At 40.4% G+C, this 18,403-nt stretch carries 29 protein-coding genes and 1 tRNA gene; 4 read left to right on the top strand and 26 right to left on the bottom strand.

What is annotated here, in order from left to right; all coding sequences use genetic code 11:
• Positions 1–3: 3 nt before the first annotated feature.
• The 23 genes from rplR to rpsL all read right to left on the bottom strand — a co-directional run bounded on the left by rplR (position 4) and on the right by rpsL (position 12,973).
• Positions 4–360 carry a 50S ribosomal protein L18 gene (rplR, locus tag FFM68_RS07280; RefSeq protein ID WP_137603763.1) on the bottom strand — a complete coding sequence of 119 codons (357 nt, stop codon included), beginning with the start codon at positions 358–360 and terminating at the stop codon, positions 4–6.
• 52 nt (positions 361–412) lie between these two features.
• Complete coding sequence (gene rplF / locus FFM68_RS07285) at positions 413–949, bottom strand: 50S ribosomal protein L6 (protein ID WP_137618741.1); 537 nt, start codon at positions 947–949, stop codon at positions 413–415.
• Positions 950–980: 31 nt separating this feature from the next.
• Entirely contained in the window at positions 981–1,379 is a 399-nt protein-coding gene (gene rpsH / locus FFM68_RS07290; RefSeq protein WP_016179477.1) for a 30S ribosomal protein S8, read from the bottom strand.
• A gap of 32 nt (positions 1,380–1,411) precedes the next feature.
• The gene (locus FFM68_RS07295; protein ID WP_028020384.1) at positions 1,412–1,597 is read right to left on the bottom strand and encodes a type Z 30S ribosomal protein S14; all 186 of its coding nucleotides are present in this window, start codon (positions 1,595–1,597) and stop codon (positions 1,412–1,414) included.
• A 17-nt stretch (positions 1,598–1,614) separates the two neighbouring features.
• Positions 1,615–2,154: a 50S ribosomal protein L5 gene (rplE, locus tag FFM68_RS07300; RefSeq protein WP_137608904.1), complete on the bottom strand. Its 540-nt coding sequence runs from the start codon at positions 2,152–2,154 to the stop codon at positions 1,615–1,617.
• Positions 2,155–2,180: 26 nt separating this feature from the next.
• Positions 2,181–2,492 (bottom strand): 50S ribosomal protein L24, encoded by a 312-nt coding sequence (rplX, locus tag FFM68_RS07305; protein WP_137608905.1) that lies wholly within the window; start codon positions 2,490–2,492, stop codon positions 2,181–2,183.
• A gap of 35 nt (positions 2,493–2,527) precedes the next feature.
• The gene (gene rplN / locus FFM68_RS07310) at positions 2,528–2,896 is read right to left on the bottom strand and encodes a 50S ribosomal protein L14 (protein ID WP_010742760.1); all 369 of its coding nucleotides are present in this window, start codon (positions 2,894–2,896) and stop codon (positions 2,528–2,530) included.
• A gap of 55 nt (positions 2,897–2,951) precedes the next feature.
• Positions 2,952–3,218 carry a 30S ribosomal protein S17 gene (gene rpsQ / locus FFM68_RS07315; RefSeq protein ID WP_137608906.1) on the bottom strand — a complete coding sequence of 89 codons (267 nt, stop codon included), beginning with the start codon at positions 3,216–3,218 and terminating at the stop codon, positions 2,952–2,954.
• A gap of 21 nt (positions 3,219–3,239) precedes the next feature.
• Positions 3,240–3,431, bottom strand: coding sequence for a 50S ribosomal protein L29 (gene rpmC / locus FFM68_RS07320; RefSeq protein ID WP_010747210.1), 192 nt, complete (start codon positions 3,429–3,431; stop codon positions 3,240–3,242).
• Complete coding sequence (gene rplP, locus FFM68_RS07325; protein ID WP_137603767.1) at positions 3,421–3,855, bottom strand: 50S ribosomal protein L16; 435 nt, start codon at positions 3,853–3,855, stop codon at positions 3,421–3,423. The genes rpmC and rplP overlap by 11 nt, the downstream gene beginning before the upstream one ends.
• 2 nt (positions 3,856–3,857) lie before the next feature.
• Positions 3,858–4,514, bottom strand: a complete 657-nt coding sequence (gene rpsC, locus FFM68_RS07330; RefSeq protein ID WP_137608907.1) for a 30S ribosomal protein S3 — start codon at positions 4,512–4,514, stop codon at positions 3,858–3,860.
• A 13-nt stretch (positions 4,515–4,527) separates the two neighbouring features.
• Positions 4,528–4,875: a 50S ribosomal protein L22 gene (gene rplV / locus FFM68_RS07335; protein ID WP_137603768.1), complete on the bottom strand. Its 348-nt coding sequence runs from the start codon at positions 4,873–4,875 to the stop codon at positions 4,528–4,530.
• Between the two features lie 21 nt (positions 4,876–4,896).
• On the bottom strand, positions 4,897–5,175 hold the full coding sequence (gene rpsS, locus FFM68_RS07340) for a 30S ribosomal protein S19 (protein WP_071857885.1): 279 nt from the start codon (positions 5,173–5,175) through the stop codon (positions 4,897–4,899).
• 42 nt (positions 5,176–5,217) lie between these two features.
• A complete protein-coding gene (rplB, locus tag FFM68_RS07345) occupies positions 5,218–6,051 on the bottom strand; it encodes a 50S ribosomal protein L2 (RefSeq protein WP_137618742.1) in 834 nt (277 codons plus the stop codon).
• Positions 6,052–6,090: 39 nt separating this feature from the next.
• Positions 6,091–6,378, bottom strand: a complete 288-nt coding sequence (gene rplW / locus FFM68_RS07350) for a 50S ribosomal protein L23 (protein ID WP_137603770.1) — start codon at positions 6,376–6,378, stop codon at positions 6,091–6,093.
• Positions 6,378–7,001, bottom strand: coding sequence for a 50S ribosomal protein L4 (rplD, locus tag FFM68_RS07355; RefSeq protein ID WP_137618743.1), 624 nt, complete (start codon positions 6,999–7,001; stop codon positions 6,378–6,380). Before rplD ends, rplW begins: the two co-directional genes overlap by 1 nt.
• Before the next feature lie 28 nt (positions 7,002–7,029).
• On the bottom strand, positions 7,030–7,659 hold the full coding sequence (rplC, locus tag FFM68_RS07360) for a 50S ribosomal protein L3 (protein ID WP_137603772.1): 630 nt from the start codon (positions 7,657–7,659) through the stop codon (positions 7,030–7,032).
• 21 nt (positions 7,660–7,680) lie between these two features.
• A complete protein-coding gene (gene rpsJ, locus FFM68_RS07365; protein WP_010756438.1) occupies positions 7,681–7,989 on the bottom strand; it encodes a 30S ribosomal protein S10 in 309 nt (102 codons plus the stop codon).
• Between the two features lie 17 nt (positions 7,990–8,006).
• Complete coding sequence (locus tag FFM68_RS13195; RefSeq protein WP_137618744.1) at positions 8,007–8,294, bottom strand: hypothetical protein; 288 nt, start codon at positions 8,292–8,294, stop codon at positions 8,007–8,009.
• 234 nt (positions 8,295–8,528) lie between these two features.
• Positions 8,529–9,716 (bottom strand): elongation factor Tu, encoded by a 1,188-nt coding sequence (gene tuf / locus FFM68_RS07375; protein WP_137618745.1) that lies wholly within the window; start codon positions 9,714–9,716, stop codon positions 8,529–8,531.
• 162 nt (positions 9,717–9,878) lie between these two features.
• Positions 9,879–11,963 carry an elongation factor G gene (gene fusA / locus FFM68_RS07380; RefSeq protein ID WP_137618746.1) on the bottom strand — a complete coding sequence of 695 codons (2,085 nt, stop codon included), beginning with the start codon at positions 11,961–11,963 and terminating at the stop codon, positions 9,879–9,881.
• 80 nt (positions 11,964–12,043) lie between these two features.
• Positions 12,044–12,514, bottom strand: a complete 471-nt coding sequence (rpsG, locus tag FFM68_RS07385) for a 30S ribosomal protein S7 (RefSeq protein ID WP_137608912.1) — start codon at positions 12,512–12,514, stop codon at positions 12,044–12,046.
• 45 nt (positions 12,515–12,559) lie between these two features.
• Positions 12,560–12,973 (bottom strand): 30S ribosomal protein S12, encoded by a 414-nt coding sequence (gene rpsL, locus FFM68_RS07390; RefSeq protein WP_137618747.1) that lies wholly within the window; start codon positions 12,971–12,973, stop codon positions 12,560–12,562.
• Positions 12,974–13,382: 409 nt separating this feature from the next.
• Here rpsL and rpiA point away from each other — a divergent pair, with 409 nt between their 5' ends.
• From rpiA to FFM68_RS07405, 3 genes are all read left to right on the top strand, one after another.
• Positions 13,383–14,060 (top strand): ribose-5-phosphate isomerase RpiA, encoded by a 678-nt coding sequence (gene rpiA, locus FFM68_RS07395; RefSeq protein ID WP_137618748.1) that lies wholly within the window; start codon positions 13,383–13,385, stop codon positions 14,058–14,060.
• A 129-nt stretch (positions 14,061–14,189) separates the two neighbouring features.
• Positions 14,190–14,876: a 2,3-diphosphoglycerate-dependent phosphoglycerate mutase gene (gpmA, locus tag FFM68_RS07400; protein WP_137618749.1), complete on the top strand. Its 687-nt coding sequence runs from the start codon at positions 14,190–14,192 to the stop codon at positions 14,874–14,876.
• A gap of 101 nt (positions 14,877–14,977) precedes the next feature.
• Positions 14,978–15,061, top strand: a tRNA-Leu gene (locus tag FFM68_RS07405).
• A gap of 134 nt (positions 15,062–15,195) precedes the next feature.
• Here the strand turns inward: FFM68_RS07405 and udk are convergent.
• From udk to FFM68_RS07420, 3 genes are all read right to left on the bottom strand, one after another.
• On the bottom strand, positions 15,196–15,822 hold the full coding sequence (udk, locus tag FFM68_RS07410) for a uridine kinase (RefSeq protein WP_137618886.1): 627 nt from the start codon (positions 15,820–15,822) through the stop codon (positions 15,196–15,198).
• A 70-nt stretch (positions 15,823–15,892) separates the two neighbouring features.
• On the bottom strand, positions 15,893–16,579 hold the full coding sequence (locus tag FFM68_RS07415) for a YjjG family noncanonical pyrimidine nucleotidase (RefSeq protein ID WP_137618750.1): 687 nt from the start codon (positions 16,577–16,579) through the stop codon (positions 15,893–15,895).
• A gap of 11 nt (positions 16,580–16,590) precedes the next feature.
• Positions 16,591–17,307 (bottom strand): 16S rRNA pseudouridine(516) synthase, encoded by a 717-nt coding sequence (locus tag FFM68_RS07420; protein WP_137618751.1) that lies wholly within the window; start codon positions 17,305–17,307, stop codon positions 16,591–16,593.
• A gap of 408 nt (positions 17,308–17,715) precedes the next feature.
• On the opposite strand from FFM68_RS07420, the gene FFM68_RS07425 reads away from it, so the two are divergent.
• Positions 17,716–18,327 (top strand): 50S ribosomal protein L25/general stress protein Ctc, encoded by a 612-nt coding sequence (locus FFM68_RS07425; RefSeq protein ID WP_137618752.1) that lies wholly within the window; start codon positions 17,716–17,718, stop codon positions 18,325–18,327.
• The last annotated feature ends 76 nt before the right edge of the window (positions 18,328–18,403 follow it).

Raw genomic sequence — 18,403 nt, forward strand, 5'->3', positions numbered from 1 at the left:
CTCCTAAAATTCTAGTCCATTTTCGCGAGCTGCTTCGGCTAAAGCTGCTACACGGCCATGGTAAAGGTATCCACCACGGTCAAAGACTACTTTCTTAATACCTTTTTCTGATGCACGTTCTGCTACTAATTTCCCAACAGCTTGTGCTTGTTCAGTTTTTGTTCCACCTGAAATTTCTTTATCCAAGGCAGAGGCACTTGCTAGCGTCACACCCGCTACGTCATCAATTACTTGCGCGTAGATGTTTTTGTTAGAACGGAAAACGTTCAAGCGTGGGCACTCAGCAGTACCAGAGATCTTACCACGAACGCGCATGTGGCGTTTTTGGCGTGTTTTATTCTTGTCTGGTTTTGTAATCACAATTGTCACCTCTTTAATTAAGCTGGCCTAAGCCGCGTGTAGGTTTGACCTACTATTTACCAGTTTTACCTTCTTTACGACGTACGTATTCGCCAACATAACGGATACCTTTGCCTTTATAAGGTTCTGGAGGACGAGTTCCGCGGATTTTCGCAGCTAATTCGCCTACTACTTCTTTGTCTGATCCTTTAACAACTACTTGAGTGTTAGCAGGAACTTCGATTGTAATACCTTCTGGTGCTACGATCTCAACTGGATGTGAGTAACCAACATTCAACACAAGTTTTGAACCTTGTAATTGTGCACGGTACCCAACCCCGATTAATTCTAGTGCTTTTTGGAACCCTTCTGAAACACCAACAACCATGTTATTGAAGTTTGCACGAGTTGTTCCGTGAATTGTTTTCATTTCTTTGCTGTCATTTGGACGAGTAAATGTTACTTCGTTTCCTTCGATGCTCATTTTGATATCAGAAGAAAAAGTACGAGTTAATTCACCTTTAGGTCCTTTAACAGTAACGTCGTTTCCGTTTTGAGTTACTTCAACTCCTGCAGGTAAAACGACTAATTTATTACCAATACGGCTCACTTATAGACACCTCCTCATGGATTGTTTGATCTTACCAAACGTAAGCTAGCACTTCGCCGCCGACGTTTTTGCCTCTTGCTTCTTTGTCGGTTACTAAACCTTCAGAAGTAGAGATGATTGCGATACCTAAACCGTTTAATACTTTTGGTACTTCGTCAGCTTTGACATAAGCACGCAAGCCTGGTTTAGAAATACGTTTTAAGTTCGTGATAACACGTTCGTCATTTTTACCGTATTTAAGGAAAACACGGATCATGCCTTGTTTGTCATCTTCGATATATTCAACATCACGTACGAAACCTTCACGTTTAAGGATTTCCGCGATGTCACGTTTGATTTTTGAAGCAGGTACTTCTACTGTATCGTGCTTTACCATGTTGGCATTACGAATACGAGTTAGAAAATCTGCAATTGGATCTGTCATGACCATTGAACTATTTACCTCCTTTATGCGAGTATATTTTACCAGCTAGCTTTCTTCACGCCGGGAATTTGACCTTTGTAGGCAAGTTCGCGGAAGCAAATACGGCAAAGATGAAATTTACGATAAACTGAATGTGGACGTCCGCAACGTTCGCAGCGAGTATATTCTTGCGTTGAATGTTTTGCAGGGCGTTTGTTTTTAGCAATCATTGATTTTTTAGCCAATTTTTTCGCCTCCTTGATTATTTTTGGAATGGCATTCCAAGTTGTGTTAATAATTCGCGAGATTCTTCGTCTGTTTTAGCAGTTGTAACAACAACGATATCCATACCGCGGACTTTATCAACTAAATCATAATCTACTTCAGGGAAGATCAGTTGTTCTTTGACACCTAAAGTAAAGTTACCACGGCCATCAAAGGATTTTTTGCTTACTCCGTGGAAGTCACGTACACGGGGAAGTGACACAGTCACTAATTTGTCTAAGAATTCATACATTCTTTCTCCACGTAGTGTTACTTTCGCACCGATAGGCATTCCTTCACGTAAACGGAAACCAGCGATTGATTTTTTAGCTTTTGTGATGATTGGTTTTTGACCAGAGATCAAGGCTAATTCTTCAACAGCTTTATCAAGGTTTTTTGTGTTTGATACCGCATCACCAACACCCATGTTGATGACGATTTTTTCAACTTTAGGAACTTCCATAACTGAATTATAGTTAAATTTTTCCATCAAAGATGGTGTAATTTCACTTACAAATTTTTCTTTTAGGCGGTTCATCTATAAGATCCTCCTTTCTCGTTTAATTATTTATCTAGAGTTTCGCCGGTTTTTTTAGAAACGCGGACTTTCTTGCCGTCAACCACTTTGTAGCCAACGCGTGTCGCTTCTCCATTTGAAGGGTCGATCACCATAACATTAGAAGCGTGAATTGGTGCTTCTACCTCAACGATTCCGCCTTGAGGGGCTTCTTGAGAGGCTTTTTTATGTTTTTTCACGACATTGACACCTTCAACAACGACTTTGTCTTGTTTAGGAAGGGCTTCTAATACAACGCCTTCTTTATTTCTGTCTTTGCCAGAGATAACTTTTACTTTATCGCCTTTTTTAACGAACATTACTGTTGCGCACCTCCTTTAGTTGAATCTCTCGATTATAATACTTCCGGTGCCAATGAAACGATCTTCATGAAGTTGCCTTCGCGTAGTTCACGAGCGACAGGTCCGAAGATACGTGTTCCTCTTGGGCTCTTGTCATCACGAATGATAACAGCTGCATTTTCATCAAATTTAATGTAAGAACCGTCAGTACGACGAGCGCCTGATTTAGTTCGAACGATAACGGCTTTAACGACGTCACCTTTTTTGACAACACCACCTGGCGTTGCTTGTTTAACCGTAGCAACAATCACATCACCGATATTGGCAGTTTTGCGACCAGATCCGCCAAGAACTTTAATAGTTAAAATTTCACGGGCGCCTGAGTTGTCCGCGATTTTTAAACGGCTTTCTGCTTGGATCACTTGTGTATCCTCCTTTCAGATTTAAAGAACATCTATATAGGAAAATCTCGTGTGATTAGATAATCACTGCTTTTTCAACGATTTCAACCAGACGGAAACGTTTGGTAGCTGATAACGGACGAGTTTCCATGATTTTCACGATATCGCCAATTTTTGCTTCATTGTTTTCATCGTGAGCTTTGTACTTTTTAGAATATTTCATGCGTTTACCATAGATTGGGTGGTTCTTTTGGGTTTCAACGATAACAGTGATCGTTTTGTCCATTTTGTCAGATACCACGCGTCCTTGATAAACTTTACGTTGATTTCTTTCTTCAGTCATACTGGAAATGGCCTCCTTCCACTATTTGTCAGCTTGTTCACGCAACACAGTTTTGATGCGTGCAATCGATTTACGTACTTCTTTAATACGTGCAGTGTTTTCTAATTGACCTGTTGCTAATTGGAATCTAAGATTGAACAATTCTTCTTTTAATTGTTTTTCTTGATCTAGCATTTCGGCAGTGGTTAATTCTCTGATTTCTTTAACCTTCATTCGATTCACCACCCATTTCCTCACGTTTTACGATCTTAGTTTTCATTGGTAATTTGTGAGAAGCAAGACGTAATGCTTCACGAGCAACTTCTTCAGGAACGCCGGCGATTTCAAACATGATCTTGCCGCGTTTAACTGGTGAAACCCAGCCTTCAGGAGCACCTTTACCAGATCCCATACGTACACCAATTGCTTTGGCAGTATAAGATTTGTGAGGGAAAATTTTAATCCATACTTTCCCACCACGTTTCATGTAACGAGTCATTGCAATACGGGCAGCTTCGATTTGACGGTTAGTAATCCAATGTGAATCAACAGCTTGTAAGCCGAATTCTCCAAATGCGATTTCTTTACCACCTTTAGCTTCTCCACGCATTTTACCGCGGAATTCACGACGGTGTTTTACACGTTTAGGTACTAACATGATTATTTCCCTCCTTTCTCAGTGTTTTTCTTTGTAGGAAGAATTTCTCCACGATAAATCCACACTTTAACTCCTAGTTTTCCGTATGTTGTATCTGCTTCTTCCCATGCGTAGTCGATGTCAGCACGTAATGTATGAAGAGGAACTGTTCCTTCTGAGTATCCTTCTGAACGGGCGATATCCGCACCGTTTAAACGACCTGATACTTGAGTTTTGATTCCTTTAGCGCCTGAACGCATTGTGCGTTGGATCGCTTGTTTTTGTGCACGACGGAAAGCAACACGGTTTTCTAATTGACGTGCGATTCCTTCTCCGACTAATTTTGCATCTAAATCTGGTTTTTTGATTTCAATGATGTTGATATGAACTCGTTTACCAGTTAATTTATTTAATTCTTTTCTTAGGCTTTCAACTTCAGATCCGCCTTTACCGATAACCATGCCAGGTTTGGCTGTGTGAATTGAAATGTTTACACGATTTGCAGCGCGTTCGATTTCAACAGTTGACACAGCGGCATCAGCAAGCTTAGTTGCGATGAACTTACGGATTCTCAAATCTTCGTGTAGAAATTCAGCATACTCTTTTTCGGCATACCATTTAGCATCCCACTCACGGATAATGCCTACACGCATCCCAATAGGATTTACTTTTTGACCCACTGATTATCCCTCCTTATTTTTCTGATACCACAACGGTAATATGACTTGTACGTTTGTTAATTGGTGAAGCTGAACCTTTTGCACGCGGACGGAAACGTTTCATTGTTGGTCCTTCGTTAACAAATGCTTCAGAAACTACCAAGTTTTCAACATCTAAGTCAAAGTTGTTTTCTGCGTTAGCAACTGCTGACATCATAACTTTTTCGATGATTCCTGCAGATTTATTTGGTGTGAATTTCAAAATTGAAATTGCTTCTGCTACGCTTTTTCCTCTGATAAGATCGATTACTAAACGTGCTTTACGAGGAGAAGTGCGAACTGTTCTCGCAGTTGCCTTAGCTGATGTAATTTGTTCTGCCATGTTAATATCCTCCCCTCAAAATTAACGTTTTGTTTTCTTATCGTCGGCGGCATGTCCACGATAAGTTCTTGATGGTGCAAATTCGCCTAATTTATGTCCTACCATGTCTTCTTGGATGTAAACTGGCACATGTTTGCGTCCGTCATAAACAGCAATTGTAAATCCTACAAAACTAGGGAAAATTGTTGAACGACGAGACCAAGTTTTGATAACTTTTTTCTTTTCAACACCTTGTTGCGCTTCGACCTTTTTCATCAAATGATCATCGACGAAAGGTCCTTTTTTCAAACTACGACCCATGGTGTACCTCCTCTCAAAATATGCGACACATAGTCAATGGTTTTATTTAGTCTTACGACGACGTACGATAAGCTTGTCTGATGCAGCTTTCTTATTACGTGTTTTGTAACCCAATGCAGGTTGTCCCCAAGGAGATACTGGAGCTTTGCGTCCGACTGGAGCTTTACCTTCACCACCACCGTGTGGGTGATCGTTAGGGTTCATTACGCTACCACGTACAGTTGGACGTTTGCGCATCCAACGAGAACGACCAGCTTTACCAATGTTGATCAATTCGTGTTGTTCGTTACCAACAGAACCGATAGTAGCACGGCAAGTAGCTAAGATCATACGAACTTCGCCAGAGTTTAAACGTACTAATACGTATTTTCCTTCTTTACCAAGTACTTGAGCACTTGTACCAGCTGAACGGATTAATTGTCCGCCTTTGCCAGGTTTCATTTCGATGTTGTGGATAACAGTACCAACTGGAATGTTTTCTAGTGGTAGTGCGTTTCCGATTTTGATATCTGCATCTGATCCAGACACGATTGTCATGCCAACTTCTAAGCCTTTAGGGGCTAAAATGTAAGCTTTCACTCCGTCTGTATAATGAACTAATGCAATATTTGCTGAGCGGTTTGGATCGTACTCGATCGTTTGTACTGTAGCAACCACGTTATCTTTATTACGTTTGAAGTCGATAACACGGTATTGACGTTTATGTCCGCCACCTTGATGACGTACAGTGATGCGACCGTTGTTGTTACGACCGGCGTTGTTTTTCAATGGTTGTAATAACGTCTTTTCAGGCGTTGAAGTAGTGATTTCAGCGAAATCAGAACTTGTCATATTACGACGACCATTTGAGGTAGGTTTGTACTTTTTAATCGCCACGTCTAGTTTCCCTCCTATTTACTAGTGATTTTCTAACGCTTATTCAGCGTCGAAAAGTTGGATTTCTTTTGATTCTTCAGATAAAGTCACAACAGCTTTGCGACGTTTTTTTGTGAAGCCTTGGTATTTACCCATACGTTTTGCTTTTGGTTTAGCATTCATAATGTTTACGTTTTTAACTTTAACGTCAAATGCAGCTTCAACCGCTTGTTTGACTAAAGTTTTATTTGCGCGAGTGTCCACTTCGAAAGTATATTTCTTTTCGTCCATGTCTAACATAGATTTTTCAGTGATCACTGGGCGTTTGATTACGTCTAGTAAGTTCATTATGCAAGCACCTCCTCAATTTGAGTAAGAGCGGTTTGCGTTGCTAAGATTTTTTCATTAGCGACTACATCTAATACAGTAACGTTGTTTGAAGTAGTTACAGTCACGTTTGGTAAGTTACGAGCAGCTAAGCCTGCAACTTCGTTTTCTGTTTCTAAAACAACCAATACTTTTGAATCGATAGACAAGCTAGTTAAAACTTGTTTGAATTCTTTTGTTTTAGGAGCGTCAAAGCTTAAAGCGTCAACAGCAACTAAATTATTTTCAGCAACTTTTTCTGATAAAACAGATTTGATTGCTAAGCGACGAACTTTTTTAGGAAGTTTGTAGCTGTATGAACGTGGTGTTGGTCCGAAGACGATACCACCTCCACGCCATTGTGGTGAGCGGATAGAACCTTGACGAGCACGTCCAGTTCCTTTTTGGCGCCATGGTTTGCGACCACCGCCACGAACTGCGCTACGATTTTTCACAGCGTGTGTTCCTTGTCTTAATGAAGCACGTTGCATGATGATTGCATCGTAAACAACATTTTCATTTGGTTCGATTCCGAAGATTTCTTCATTTAAAGTGATGTCACCGTTTTGAGTTCCATCTTGTTTGAATAATGCTACAGTTGGCATTCCTTAGTTCCTCCTTTCCTATAACTAATTATTTAGCTTTCACAGCTGATTTGATAGTGATTAAAGATTTTTTAGCGCCAGGAACATTTCCTTTAACTAAGATAACGTTGCGGTCAGCGTCAACACGAACAACTTCAAGATTTTGAATTGTCACGCGGTTGCCACCCATACGGCCAGCTAAACGTTTGTTTTTAAATACACGGTTTGGTGCAACAGGACCCATAGATCCAGGACGACGGTGGTAACGAGATCCGTGAGCCATTGGGCCGCGGCTTTGTCCATAACGTTTGATAACGCCTTGGAATCCTTTACCTTTAGTCGTTCCGGTAACATCAATGATGTCTCCAGCTTGGAAAGTATCAACTTTCACTTCTTTACCTACTTCATAGTCTCCTAGCTCAACATCTTTGAATTCTCGAATGAAGCGCTTAGGAGCCGTGTTTGCTTTTGCAACATGACCTTTCGCAGGTTTGTTAGACAAAACTTCACGCATATCTTGGTAACCTAATTGAACTGCTTCGTAGCCATCGTTCTCCATTGTTTTCACTTGTAAAACAACGTTTGGAGTAGCTTCGATAACAGTAACTGGAATAAGTTCGCCAGATTCTGTGAAGATTTGAGTCATTCCCACTTTTTTCCCTAAGATTCCTTTGGTCATGATTACACCTCCATTTTCTTATTATAGTTTGATTTCAATATTCACACCTGATGGTAAGTCAAGCTTCATTAAAGCATCAACTGTTTTCGGTGTTGGGTTCACAATGTCAATTAGACGTTTGTGAGTACGCATTTCGAATTGTTCACGCGAATCTTTGTATTTATGAGTCGCACGGATTACAGTGTAAAGACTGCGTTCAGTTGGTAATGGAATTGGACCAGACACGCTAGCTCCAGTTCTTTTTGCAGTTTCCACAATTTTATCCGCTGATTGATCTAAAATACCATGTTCATACGCTTTTAAACGGATACGAATTTTTTGTTTTGCCATCTTATTCCCTCCTTCGCCTATTTTAAAAGTAGACATAGCTCCACGAAAATCTCCGTCACGCTCGTTCGTGGCAAAGCGTCCGGGCGTGTCGCAACCTCTCGTTTCAAAGCCGGTGGATTCTTTTTTTGAACCCCCAGTGTCATTCGCACTTCTGCAAACAGCACCTTTATGATTATATTACATGAGGTTAACGATTGCAAGGATTTTCTCAGCTTTTTTGGATTTTCTAGTACGTTTTCAGAAAACACCCGAAACACATAATCGATAATTTTTTCTTCTATAGTAATAGCATTTATTTTATCCACCCAATCCGATCTTCGCCTTTTAAAAAATCCGCATCCCAATAACTATTTCAGTTTTCGCAACCGCATCCGATCATTGCAATCGATTTCCGTTATATTTTTTCAATAGATTTATTCTCGAGTTAAAAACTTCAGCGTTTTCGGATCATCGAACGTATCAATTAAAGCGACAAAAAAAGAGCCGCCAGAAACTGGCGACTCTTTACGTCCGAGCATAATTTTAAAATGTAAAGCTAATTAAGCTTTGATTGCAGTTACAACGCCTGAACCAACAGTACGTCCGCCTTCACGAATTGAGAAACGAGTTCCGTCTTCGATAGCGATTGGGTGGATTAATTCAACTTCCATAGTTACGTTGTCACCAGGCATTACCATTTCAGTACCTTCTGGTAGATCAACTACACCAGTTACGTCAGTTGTACGGAAGTAGAACTGAGGACGGTAGTTAGTGAAGAATGGAGTATGACGTCCACCTTCTTCTTTAGTTAAAACGTAAACTTCTGCAGAGAATTTTGTATGTGGAGTGATTGAAGCTGGTTTAGCTAAAACTTGTCCACGTTGGATATCTTCACGTGCAACACCACGTAATAATGCACCGATGTTATCGCCGGCTTCAGCGTAGTCTAACAATTTACGGAACATTTCAACACCTGTAACAGTTGTTTTAGCAGTATCTTCAGCGATACCAACGATTTCAACTTCGTCACCAACGCGAACTTGTCCACGTTCAACACGACCAGTTGCAACTGTACCACGACCAGTGATTGAGAATACGTCTTCGACTGGCATCATGAAAGGTTTGTCAGTATCACGAACTGGTGTTGGGATGTATTCGTCAACAGCAGCCATTAATTCTAAGATTTTTTCTTCGTATGAAGCGTCGCCTTCTAAAGCTTTTAAAGCTGAACCTGCGATAACTGGAGTGTCGTCGCCTGGGAAATCGTATTCTGTTAATAGATCACGAACTTCCATTTCAACTAATTCTAGTAATTCTTCGTCATCAACCATATCCATTTTGTTTAAGAATACAACGATGTAAGGAACACCAACGTTACGTGATAACAAGATGTGTTCACGTGTTTGAGGCATAGGGCCATCAGCAGCAGATACTACTAAGATAGCTCCGTCCATTTGAGCAGCACCAGTGATCATGTTTTTAACGTAGTCCGCGTGTCCTGGGCAGTCAACGTGAGCATAGTGACGGTTTTCTGTTTCATACTCAACGTGTGAAGTGTTGATTGTGATTCCGCGTTCGCGTTCTTCTGGAGCGCCATCGATTGAAGCGTAATCCATAGCAGTCGCGCCGCCTTGTTTAGCAAGTACAGTTGTAATTGCAGCTGTTAAAGTTGTTTTACCATGGTCAACGTGTCCGATAGTACCAATGTTAACATGGGGTTTTGAACGGTCAAATTTTTCTTTAGCCATTTAAAATGTTCCTCCTAGTAAATGAGATTAGTTTTTTGATAGGTCCGTACTGCAAAATACAGCACGAGCCCATATCATCAGTTAATAATATTACATGAAATACCATAAAAAATATAGTTCTTTTTAGTAGAAATCTAGCCAAATTCAATTGACTTTTAAGAATTATTCAGCTTTGCCGCCGTTTTTCTTAATAATTTCTTCTTGAACTGATTTAGGTACATCTTCATAGTGGTCAAAGACCATCATGAATGTTCCGCGTCCTTGCGTAGAAGAACGAAGAGTTGTTGCATAGCCGAACATTTCAGCCAACGGCACGATTGCATTCACGATTTGTGAATTACCATGTGCTTCCATACCTTCAACTCGACCACGACGTGCAGTTACGTGACCCATTACATCACCTAAGTAATCTTCTGGAACAGTAATCGTAACTTTCATCATTGGTTCAAGAATTGCTGGGCTAGCTTTTTTAGCAGCAGCACGTAGCGCCATAGAAGCAGCTACACGGAAGGCTGTTTCATTTGAATCGACATCATGGTATGAACCATCATAAAGCTTAGCTTTGATGTCAACTAATGGATAACCAGCTAATACACCGTTTGCCATTGCATCTTCTAAACCTTTTTCAACTGCTGGGATGTATTCACGAGGAACCACACCACCGACAATTGCATTTTCGAATTCGAAGCCAGCACCTTCTTCGTTTGGTGTGAATTCGATCCATACGTGACCGTATTGACCTTTACCACCAGACTGACGTACAAACTTACCTTCTGCATTTGTCGCAGAACGGAATGTTTCACGGTAAGATACTTGAGGCGCACCAACGTTTGCCTCTACTTTGAATTCACGACGCATACGGTCAACTAAAACGTCCAAGTGAAGTTCACCCATACCAGCGATAACAGTTTCGCCAGTTTCAACGTTTGTTTCAACGCGGAATGAAGGATCTTCTTCAGCAAGTTTTTGTAAAGCAACACCCATTTTATCTTGGTCAGCTTTTGATTTAGGTTCAACCGCAACTTCGATAACTGGATCAGGGAATTCGATAGATTCTAAGATAACTGGTGATTTTTCATCACAAAGTGTATCCCCAGTTGTTGTATCTTTCAAACCAACAGCAGCAGCGATATCGCCTGAGTAAACCGTTTCGATTTCTTTACGGGTATTCGCGTGCATTTGTAGGATACGTCCGATACGTTCACGTTTGCCTTTTGATGCGTTCAAGACGTATGAACCAGAATTTAGTACACCTGAGTAAACACGGAAGAATGTTAGACGACCTACGAATGGGTCAGTCATAACTTTAAACGCTAGTGATGAGAATGGAGCTGAATCATCAGCTGGACGTTCAGTTTCTTCGTCAGTTTTAGGATTGAATCCTTGGATTGCTTTTACGTCAGTTGGAGCTGGAAGATAGTCGATGACTGCATCCAACATCAATTGAACACCTTTGTTTTTGAAGGCTGATCCACATAGAACTGGGAAAAAGTCTACAGCTAAAGTAGCATTACGGATACCTGCTTTTAATTCTTCTTCAGTGATTTCTTCACCTTCCAAGAATTTCATCATTAGGTCTTCATCAGTATCAGCAACAGCTTCCACTAATTTTTCGCGCCATTCTTCAGCTTGTTCTTTGTATTCTTCAGGAATTTCAGTCTCTTGGATTTCAGTTCCTAAGTCGTTTGTGTAGATTTCAGCTTTCATTTTAACTAAATCGATGATACCAGTGAAGTCATCTTCTGCACCAATTGGTAATTGGATCGGATGAGCATTCGCTTGTAAACGATCGTGTAAAGTGCTTACTGAGTAAAGGAAGTCCGCACCGATTTTATCCATTTTATTACAGAATACAATACGTGGAACAGAGTATTCTGTTGCTTGACGCCAAACAGTTTCTGTTTGTGGTTCTACACCTGATTGTGAGTCCAAAACAGTTACTGCGCCATCAAGAACACGTAATGAACGTTGTACTTCGATTGTGAAGTCCACGTGTCCTGGAGTATCGATGATGTTTACGCGGTGACCTTTCCATTGCGCTGTTGTAGCGGCAGAAGTGATCGTGATTCCGCGTTCTTGTTCTTGTTCCATCCAGTCCATTTGAGAAGCGCCTTCGTGGGTTTCACCAATTTTATGGATTTTACCAGTGTAGTACAAGATACGCTCAGTTGCTGTAGTTTTACCTGCATCAACGTGGGCCATGATCCCGATATTACGAGTATTGTCTAGAGAAAATTCTCTTGCCATTTCTTTGTTTGCTCCTCTCTTAAATTAAATTCAGCATTGTCTAATCATTTTTCTGTTGGTTTTAACCAACAGAAAAAATCTTACCAACGATAATGAGCAAATGCACGGTTGGCTTCCGCCATTTTGTGTGTATCTTCGCGTTTCTTCACAGAAGCACCAGTGTTGTTAGCTGCATCCATAAGTTCTTTCGCTAAGCGTTCTTCCATTGTGTGTTCGCCGCGCAAACGTGCGAAGTTTACAACCCAACGTAAGCCTAAAGTCGTCCGACGTTCTGGACGTACTTCAACGGGAACTTGATAGTTAGAACCCCCAACACGGCGAGCTTTAACTTCTAATACAGGCATGATGTTTTCCATTGCTTGTTCGAAAACTTCCAACGGATCATTTCCTGTTGATTCTTTGATTGTGCTAAAAGCATTGTATACGATATTTGAAGCAGTACCACGTTTGCCGTCAACCATTACACGGTTGATTAAACGAGTTACTAACTTAGAGTTATACATAGGATCTGGCAAAACATCACGTTTTGCAATAATTCCTTTACGAGTCATACGTAACTCCTCCTTCCGAAAATATGTCTTTATCTATTCGTTTGATTAAGCTTTAGGTTTTTTAGTACCGTATTTAGAACGGCTTTGTTTACGATCGTTAACGCCGGCAGTATCTAGCGCGCCACGAACGATATGGTAACGTACCCCTGGTAAATCTTTTACACGTCCACCACGTAATAGAACAACACTATGTTCTTGTAGGTTATGGCCGATACCTGGAATATAAGCTGTTACTTCGATTAAGTTTGACAAACGAACACGAGCATATTTACGTAACGCTGAGTTAGGTTTCTTAGGTGTCATAGTCCCCACACGTGTACAAACTCCACGTTTTTGTGGTGAGTTCACGTCTGTTTGAGCTTTCTTAAAGCTGTTATATCCTTTGTTCAATGCTGGTGAATTTGATTTTTCCACCTTTGATTTACGAGGTTTACGTACTAATTGGTTAATTGTAGGCATTCCTTGTTTCCTCCTTCCTCGATTCGCATTCTAGTACCACACATCCTGGTGGTTCTTTTTTAGCGATAAAAAATAATGCATCCCTGCATTCTCTATCAAGTGTACTTCGACACAGTCAGCACGTCTCATGTGAGAGACCTGTTCACAAAGCACCTTTGATAGCATATCACGATTAGTTTTAGCTGTCAACAAACTATCCAAGAGTTTTTTTCTTTCATCATAAGTCGATCTTTTTTATTCATAGCCGCTTGATAAGAAAATTCTTATTCTTAAGCAAAAACTGTCTCTTTGTTGCAACTGCAACAATTAAAACGCTTTTTTATTTTTGGTCTTTTCTACTTAAAAGCCTATCTTTTTTCTTTTTTTGCGATTACAATAGAAACAACTTAATAAAAGGTGGGATATTTCAATGAATTTGAAAGAGTTAGTTGGGATCGAGGCGGCTAAATTTGTTAAAGACGGTATGATCGTAGGCTTAGGAACGGGTTCAACAGCTTATTATTTGGTCAAAGAGTTGGGTCGGCGCGTAAATGAAGAAGGTTTAAAAATCACAGGTGTCGTGACCTCTTCAAAAACTGAAGAACAAGCAAAAGAATTAGGGATTCCATTAAAAGCGATCGACGAAGTAGAATCAGTTGACCTTACCATTGATGGTGCTGATGAAATCAGTGCAGATTTTCAAGGAATCAAAGGCGGCGGCGCAGCTTTGCTTTTCGAAAAAGTAGTTGCAACATATTCAAAAGATTGCATTTGGATCGTTGACGAAAGCAAAATGGTCGACAAATTAGGGAAATTTCCTTTACCGATTGAAGTCGTTCCTTTTGGCAGCCACAATATCTTCCGCTTGTTTGAAGCAAAAGGCTACAATCCAACTTGGCGTAAAAATGAAGCCAACGAACTTTTAACAACCGACGGCGGCCATTACATCATCGATCTGCACTTAGATGTCATTGAAGATCCACGGGCCTTAGCAAAAGAATTGGATACTTACGTCGGTGTAGTCGAACACGGCTTATTTATCGACATGATTTCACGCGTGATCGTGGGTACACCGGAAGGACCAAAAACTTTAGAAGTCCCAAATTAATTTGAAAAAAGTCTCCTTAATGCTCCTGATTTAACAAAAATGAACTCAATTTAATGGAAATCACAGCTGAAACATTGTACAATGAATCAGAAATTGAAAATTTCAGAAATTTCAAAAGGAGAGAATGATATGCCAAAATTAGTTTTTTCTCGTCATGGCTTGAGCGAATGGAACAAATTAAACCAATTCACAGGCTGGGCAGACGTTGATTTGGCTCCAGAAGGTGTCGAAGAAGCAAAAGAAGGCGGCCGTAAAATTAAAGAAGCAGGAATTGAATTTGATGTAGCTTACACATCTGTTTTAACTCGTGCGATCAAAACTTGTGACTTGATCTTAGAATATTCAGATCAACTTTGGGTACCAACTTTAAAATCTTGGCGCTTAAACGAACGTCACTATGGTAAATTACAAGGATTGAACAAAAAAGAAACTGCTGAAAAATACGGTGACGAACAAGTTCATATCTGGCGTCGTTCTTACGATGTATTACCTCCATTGATGGAAGCAACTGACGAAGGTTCAGCAGCACAAGACCGTCGTTACGCTACATTAGATCCTCGCGATATTCCTGGTGGAGAAAACTTGAAAGTTACTTTGGAACGTGCATTGCCTTTCTGGCAAGATGAAATCGCTCCTGCATTGAAAGACGGAAAAACTGTCTTAGTTGCCGCTCACGGTAACTCACTACGTGCATTAGCTAAACATATTGAAGGTATTTCTGACGAAGACATCATGGATTTAGAAATCCCAACAGGCCAACCGCTTGTTTATGATTTGAATGATGACTTAACAGTTGCTAAAAAATACTACTTATAGAAATTTTTCCCGACTCGAACTTGAGTCGGGATTTTTTATTTGCTGAGGACTCCCCCTTTCATAATATTTTTTTTGTGCTAAAATAAATAAGTAATTTATTTGCGGTCGTGGCGGAATTGGCAGACGCGCTAGCTTCAGGCGCTAGTGATAGCAATATCGTGGAAGTTCGAGTCTTCTCGGCCGCATAAAAAAGTTGTACAGAAATAGGCAGCTTCAAAAAATAAAAAAGTTTCGAAGACGCCGTTGGAACGCTAAATACAAAAAGAGTCTGTGATACTCACAGACTCTTTTTGTATTTAAATTTTTTGAGACGTTTGATTTAATCATGATTCAAAAAACTTGCGACCTTAGTAGCAATCAGATCGATCGCCACATGATTTTCGCCACCTTCTGGCACAATGATATCTGCATAGCGCTTCGTCGGCTCGATAAATTGGTGATACATTGGTTTTACTACAGTCAAATATTGGCCAATAACTGATTCCAACGTCCGTCCCCGTTCATTCATATCGCGTTTGATTCGGCGGATAATCCGGATGTCGTCATCAGTATCCACATAGATTTTGATATCCATCATATCTCGCAGACGTTCATCTTCTAAAATCAAGATTCCTTCTAATATGATGACTTCTTTTGGTTCTTGGACATAAACTTTTTCACTACGCGTATGAGCGACATAATCATAGATCGGAACTTCGACCGATTGGTATTGTGTCAATTCTTTTAAATGTTCGATCAACAGATCCGTATCGAACGCAAAAGGATGATCGTAGTTTGTTTCTAATCGTTCTTCAAAGCTGATACCACTTTGATCCTTATAATAAGAATCGTGCTCCAACATCATGATGGAATGATCGGGAAACCGATTGTAAATCGCACGGCTGACGCTTGTTTTTCCACTTCCTGAACCGCCCGTTACACCAATAATGATCGGCTTGTTTTTCATGTAAATAAAACCTCTTTCGTTTTTCATTAGTCCTATTATAGCGAAACACCGTCAAATTACTATCAAAAACTTAAAATTCTTCCAAAATCTGATAGAGGTCAGTTAATTCTTTAATCTGAAATGTCGGTTTGATTGCTTGTGCTTGCTTTGCTTGCGGATTCATCCAGATTGTGTCAATCCCTGCCACTTGCCCGCCTTTGATATCTGAAGTCAAAGAATCACCCACGATCACTGCTTTTTCTTTATCAAAATGCGGAATCTCAGCAAAAACAATATCAAAAAATTCTTTCATCGGTTTATGTACACCCAGCTCTTCAGAAATAAAGAACTTTTTGAAATACGGTGCCAAGCCTGATTTGGTCAAACGTTGGTGTTGCGTTGCAGAGACGCCATTAGTCACTACATACAGATCTTTTTTCCGACTCAAGGTTGCGACAACTTCTAAACTATTAGCGATCAGTTGATGGCCTTGATTTAAATAATGACGATAGCGTGCTTCAGTCTTTGGTCCATCCACTGCTTGCTCGTATTGAGCAAAAAATAAACGGAAGCGATTGTCTAACAACTCTTGCCGCGACAGCAAACCGGCTTCATGGTCTCGCCAAAAGCCTTGATTCATTTCTTTGTACGCATTTTTTACTGCGGACGAGGGCTCTATCCCCATATCTTGGAACAGCCAGCTCAATGCTTGTTCTTCTGCTGCTTTGAAATCTAACAGCGTATCATCAATATCAAATAAAATCGTCTCGTAACTCATTATTAACCCTTCTATCTAAAATATGTTTTTAATTGTTGGAGCTCAGCAAGTGTCAGAGGGCGGTACTCGCCTTCAGCTAATTCTTGCGGTAATTCTAACGGCCCCATCGTCAGCCGTGTCAGACTAGTTACTTTTTTTCCGCGGGCCAAAAACATTTTCTTTACTTGATGAAACTTGCCTTCTTTGATTGTCAGCAAAACCTCTGAACGTCCCGCTTCTGCGCTTAAAATGTTTAGTTGTGCCGGTTGACAGCGAACGCCGCCATGAAAAACGATCCCACTAGCAAAAGCAGCTACATCTGTTAATGTTACTTGCTCATTGACTACTGCCCGATAAGTTTTCTCAACTTTTGAATGAGGCTGCAAAAGATCGTAGCCTAACTGTCCATTATCAGTCAACAGCAGCAAACCAGTCGTGTCCCGATCCAATCGTCCAACCGGATACAACTCAAGAGGTCGTTCTCCTTTTGCAATCAATTCGGTTGCAGTTTGAAAGTTCGAATCTTTTTTGGCTGTTACAACACCGGCTGGTTTGTTCAGCAAATAATACACGTGATTGGTCGTTAACGCTTGTCCTCCAACAAAGATTTTATGCAGACGGCTATCCACATTGCGTTGCGGATTAAGTTCGACTCTTCCATCGACAAAAACTTTTTTCATCAGAAAAAGACGCTTCATCTCTTTGCGCGTCGTTTGTAAATTTTGTTCGATTACTTTGTCTAACCGCATCTCGCAAACCTCCAAATATACCGGCCTTATTATACCGAAATTTCATTGAAAGACCAACTGTCCAAAGCGGTACAAATCATTGGAATTCATTTATTATAAAAAAAAATATTATTTTTGCCTAAATTAAAAAGGGTTTATCCTTGCTTTTTATTGGAAGGAGTCCTACACTTTTAATATACGGATCAGAGATTCGTATATTAAGTGAATCGACACCCTGGTGTCAAAGGTTTCTCATACACAGCGTTACGACCTGGTAGAGAAAGTTGAACTTAGACTTTTTTGGACAGTTGTGTAGACAACTGTCTTTTTGCGTTTTTTCGCAAAGCCATTGTGCTGAGAATAACCCGTCACTTAAATAAAATCTGTCTGACAACCGCAGACAGTCACATTTTAAGGAGGAATTTGGTTATGGCAGTATCATTAAAAGTAGAAGAAAGAGCAACTCGTCCCCGTTCCATTCGTAATAAACTTCGTCACGAAGGCAGAGTTCCCGCAGTCGTTAACGGCTACCAAGTGGAAAGCACAACTATCTCAATCGACGAACGTGAATTTTCAAAATTATTACGTGAAAATGGCGCAAACACAGTTTTTGCCATTGAAATTGGTGGAAAAAAGGTAAATACGTTATTACGTGATGCACAATTAGATACCTTCACTCGTCACTTGACCCACATTGAGTTACTATCCGTTAACTTAACAGAACAAACGGAAGCTGAAACAGAAATCAACCTAGTTGGTGAAGCAGCTGGCGTAAAAGCTGGCGGTGTGTTGACTCAAACACTTTACACAGTCACTGTTTCTGCAACTCCAGAAAAACTGCCTGAAGGTATTGATGTCGATATCTCTAAATTAGAAATCGGTCAAACAATCGCAATCAGCGATCTACCTAAGAACGCTGACTACACGATCATTACAGATGCAGAAGAACAAATCGTTGCGATCCAAGAAGCACAAGAACTTCCTGAAGAAACAGCAACTGAAGGCGCTGAACCAGAAGTGATCGGCGAAACTAAAGAATAAACTATTGACCAGAGGTTGTGACAAGAGTCTTGTCACAACCTCTTTTTTTGTACAGACAATTCAACTCGTCAATCCC

The organism is Enterococcus xiangfangensis, from assembly GCF_005405365.1.
Taxonomy (GTDB): domain Bacteria; phylum Bacillota; class Bacilli; order Lactobacillales; family Enterococcaceae; genus Enterococcus_A; species Enterococcus_A xiangfangensis.

What these genes read in the sequence shown, in the direction of transcription:
- rpsH (WP_016179477.1), bottom strand. Translation starts at nt 1,379, where the DNA reads ATGGTCATGACAGATCCAATTGCAGATTTTCTAACTCGTATTCGTAAT.
- rpsG (WP_137608912.1), bottom strand. Translation starts at nt 12,514, where the DNA reads ATGACTCGTAAAGGAATTATTGCAAAACGTGATGTTTTGCCAGATCCT.
- rpmC (WP_010747210.1), bottom strand. Translation starts at nt 3,431, where the DNA reads ATGAAGGTTAAAGAAATCAGAGAATTAACCACTGCCGAAATGCTAGAT.
- rplV (WP_137603768.1), bottom strand. Translation starts at nt 4,875, where the DNA reads ATGGCAGAACAAATTACATCAGCTAAGGCAACTGCGAGAACAGTTCGC.
- rpsS (WP_071857885.1), bottom strand. Translation starts at nt 5,175, where the DNA reads ATGGGTCGTAGTTTGAAAAAAGGACCTTTCGTCGATGATCATTTGATG.
- rpiA (WP_137618748.1), top strand. Translation starts at nt 13,383, where the DNA reads ATGAATTTGAAAGAGTTAGTTGGGATCGAGGCGGCTAAATTTGTTAAA.
- udk (WP_137618886.1), bottom strand. Translation starts at nt 15,822, where the DNA reads ATGAAAAACAAGCCGATCATTATTGGTGTAACGGGCGGTTCAGGAAGT.
- FFM68_RS07415 (WP_137618750.1), bottom strand. Translation starts at nt 16,579, where the DNA reads ATGAGTTACGAGACGATTTTATTTGATATTGATGATACGCTGTTAGAT.
- rplD (WP_137618743.1), bottom strand. Translation starts at nt 7,001, where the DNA reads ATGCCAACTGTAGCATTATTCAAACAAGATGGAACTCAAAACGGTGAC.
- rpsL (WP_137618747.1), bottom strand. Translation starts at nt 12,973, where the DNA reads ATGCCTACAATTAACCAATTAGTACGTAAACCTCGTAAATCAAAGGTG.
- rplE (WP_137608904.1), bottom strand. Translation starts at nt 2,154, where the DNA reads ATGAACCGCCTAAAAGAAAAATTTGTAAGTGAAATTACACCATCTTTG.
- tuf (WP_137618745.1), bottom strand. Translation starts at nt 9,716, where the DNA reads ATGGCTAAAGAAAAATTTGACCGTTCAAAACCCCATGTTAACATTGGT.
- rplW (WP_137603770.1), bottom strand. Translation starts at nt 6,378, where the DNA reads ATGAACTTACTAGACGTAATCAAACGCCCAGTGATCACTGAAAAATCT.
- rpsJ (WP_010756438.1), bottom strand. Translation starts at nt 7,989, where the DNA reads ATGGCAAAACAAAAAATTCGTATCCGTTTAAAAGCGTATGAACATGGT.
- rplC (WP_137603772.1), bottom strand. Translation starts at nt 7,659, where the DNA reads ATGACCAAAGGAATCTTAGGGAAAAAAGTGGGAATGACTCAAATCTTC.
- rpsQ (WP_137608906.1), bottom strand. Translation starts at nt 3,218, where the DNA reads ATGACTGAAGAAAGAAATCAACGTAAAGTTTATCAAGGACGCGTGGTA.
- FFM68_RS07420 (WP_137618751.1), bottom strand. Translation starts at nt 17,307, where the DNA reads ATGCGGTTAGACAAAGTAATCGAACAAAATTTACAAACGACGCGCAAA.
- fusA (WP_137618746.1), bottom strand. Translation starts at nt 11,963, where the DNA reads ATGGCAAGAGAATTTTCTCTAGACAATACTCGTAATATCGGGATCATG.
- rplX (WP_137608905.1), bottom strand. Translation starts at nt 2,492, where the DNA reads ATGTTCGTTAAAAAAGGCGATAAAGTAAAAGTTATCTCTGGCAAAGAC.
- rplP (WP_137603767.1), bottom strand. Translation starts at nt 3,855, where the DNA reads ATGTTAGTACCTAAACGTGTAAAACACCGTCGTGAATTCCGCGGTAAA.
- FFM68_RS07425 (WP_137618752.1), top strand. Translation starts at nt 17,716, where the DNA reads ATGGCAGTATCATTAAAAGTAGAAGAAAGAGCAACTCGTCCCCGTTCC.
- gpmA (WP_137618749.1), top strand. Translation starts at nt 14,190, where the DNA reads ATGCCAAAATTAGTTTTTTCTCGTCATGGCTTGAGCGAATGGAACAAA.